This window comes from Streptococcus sp. 1032, from assembly GCF_013277015.1.
In the GTDB taxonomy this organism is placed as follows: domain Bacteria; phylum Bacillota; class Bacilli; order Lactobacillales; family Streptococcaceae; genus Streptococcus.
The window spans coordinates 1-2,031 of sequence record NZ_VMMD01000033.1 but is presented as its reverse complement, the minus strand read 5'-3'; the positions used below and the strand labels follow the sequence as shown (position 1 = coordinate 2,031).

Here is a 2,031-nt window from a genome sequence, read left to right as displayed (position 1 = left end):
TAGTGCTATTTTTGTATACTTCCTCAAGGCAATACCTCCAACATATAAATTTAACCGTACGGGATTCCATACGGTTAGGGCATAAGAAAACCGCCTCGATTTCGATGCGGTTAGGTTATTTATTTTTCAGTTGTTTCAGTTTCTTTCTGTATTCAATTCCGACTTTTAGAGTTGAAATGATTGTTGAAATCACTTCAAATAATTTAATTATTACGAACAAAATTAACGCAAAAAATATAATCCAACCTAATAAAATTGATACTAAATCCCAGATAAACATATCTTACTCCTCTACTTTTTCGTATGTTTCTTTAAAAATGTCAGGTTTGCATGGATAAAATTCACCTTGCACGCCTTTGATAATATAGTCGCCTGTTTTTGCGACCATGACACCCTCAAGTGTTTTAATCTCACACCATGCTGGATTTTTATTCCACTTGCCACTATCGTGAATGATAATCTCATTCCTTGTTACTGCGTCCCAAAACCAATCTTCTTCAATCAAACAACGTTCATTAAGTTGAACTGCCTCAATGACTACTGGTTTTTTACGGTATTTCATTTCTCGACCCTTTCTAAGCATAAGAAAAGCACTTAGATTTCTCTAGGTGCTTAAGTAATAAATTGCATTTTTATATTTTTTAACACGCTCGTAGTCTGTATTGGTAACAGATTTCAAACGTGATAAATCTGAGTTGTGTTTCAAATCTGCAAGTTTTACAACTCTTGCTAAATTATTTGATTTTACTTTCTCAAGATATTCTTGATAACTTTGACCTTTTTTCTTTGTCAAAATTTGTACTGCTGTAACAACTTCATTTGACAAACCAGACGCCAATAAATCGGCAGCAGTTACATCACTATCCTCAATCACATCATGCAAAAGAGCGACAGTTTTTTCTTGTTCAGTTTTGACTTGACTGGCCACGTAGAGAGGATGCTGTATGTAATCAACACCCGCTTTATCCACCTGCCCTGTATGTGCTTTTTTAGCAATAGCTAAAGCAATATCAATCATGCCACTACCATCCTACCAATATAAGCAAATGCATCCTTTTCTGAAATTTCTTCGAAATCCGTGAAGTCATTGAAAAAGATTTTATTAAACCAGTCAATGCTATCAATCCACTTTTTTTCAATGTCAAAAACTTGCATGACACCATCGATTAAACGAAGTACTTGAGGATTGTTCGTTGTTGTGTGGTAGTATTTAATATCTTTCATATCACTTCACCCTCTCTATGTTTTTAGGAATCTCAAGTTCATTACTTAAATCAAGCATTTCTTTGAATAAGTTCATGCGTTCTAGATCAGATGTATTCGTATCACGATACATCTCATAGAGTTCATGTAATGAACCATTTTTTAAGTCGAAACTTTCCTGAGTATGATACTGCATTTCAAAGTTGATACCATCTTTTTCAACGACTGTATTCACACCTTTATATGGTCCATCTATTAGCCAAGTGTTTTTTACTTTTACAATTTTATAACCTTCTGCGATGAGCTTCTGTTTCATCTTCAAATACTCTTCTGCAAAAGTATCGTAATCGAAAATAGTTGTGTACCTTAAGGCGTCGTTAATCTTACTCACAGCTTTTGACAAACTTATATTTTCAACTAGGCTATCTGCAATAATTTTACGTGATAATGACTCAACTGTTTTCTTCCTAAATTCAAGACCGGCTAGTTTATTTCCCCCAGCAATACGTTGCATATCGCTTGTAATTTTCGGCTCGGCTTTCGAAATCTTGGACAATAATTGCTCACTATAAAATTTCGCTTTAGTTTCCCTTGTATCTTGATTATACACCTTTTCTCTGTCTTTCGCAAACAGTTTTTCTTTAACTGCTTCCCCTTCACGCTCCCAACCTGCAAAGATTTCATCCAGAGAGCGTTTCTCTTTTGCCATTTTTACAGGTGCATTATTTAGCAATATATCGAGATACGGACTAATTTGTTCTGCTTCTTCAGCTCTATCAGCCTTATCAGTCTTGCCTTTCTTATCAGATTTGACTGCAGGTCTGATAG

The 2,031-nt window shown here is 34.9% G+C and carries 3 protein-coding genes and 1 pseudogene; all 4 read right to left on the bottom strand.

Translation table 11 applies throughout. The features are described from left to right. Positions 1-283: 283 nt before the first annotated feature. Positions 284-562 carry a hypothetical protein gene (locus HT711_RS10695; RefSeq protein WP_173214024.1) on the bottom strand — a complete coding sequence of 93 codons (279 nt, stop codon included), beginning with the start codon at positions 560-562 and terminating at the stop codon, positions 284-286. Positions 563-604: 42 nt separating this feature from the next. Continuing rightward, on the bottom strand, positions 605-1,018 hold the full coding sequence (locus HT711_RS10690; RefSeq protein ID WP_173214022.1) for an HD domain-containing protein: 414 nt from the start codon (positions 1,016-1,018) through the stop codon (positions 605-607). Continuing rightward, complete coding sequence (locus HT711_RS10685; protein WP_173214019.1) at positions 1,015-1,224, bottom strand: hypothetical protein; 210 nt, start codon at positions 1,222-1,224, stop codon at positions 1,015-1,017. The genes HT711_RS10690 and HT711_RS10685 overlap by 4 nt, the downstream gene beginning before the upstream one ends. Position 1,225: 1 nt before the next feature. Beyond that, positions 1,226-2,031, bottom strand: a pseudogene (locus HT711_RS10680) (hypothetical protein); the annotation flags it as partial.

Excerpts from the sequence above, each read along its gene's own strand:
- HT711_RS10695 (WP_173214024.1), bottom strand. The coding sequence starts at position 562 with ATGAAATACCGTAAAAAACCAGTAGTCATTGAGGCAGTTCAACTTAAT.
- HT711_RS10690 (WP_173214022.1), bottom strand. The coding sequence starts at position 1,018 with ATGATTGATATTGCTTTAGCTATTGCTAAAAAAGCACATACAGGGCAG.
- HT711_RS10685 (WP_173214019.1), bottom strand. The coding sequence starts at position 1,224 with ATGAAAGATATTAAATACTACCACACAACAACGAACAATCCTCAAGTA.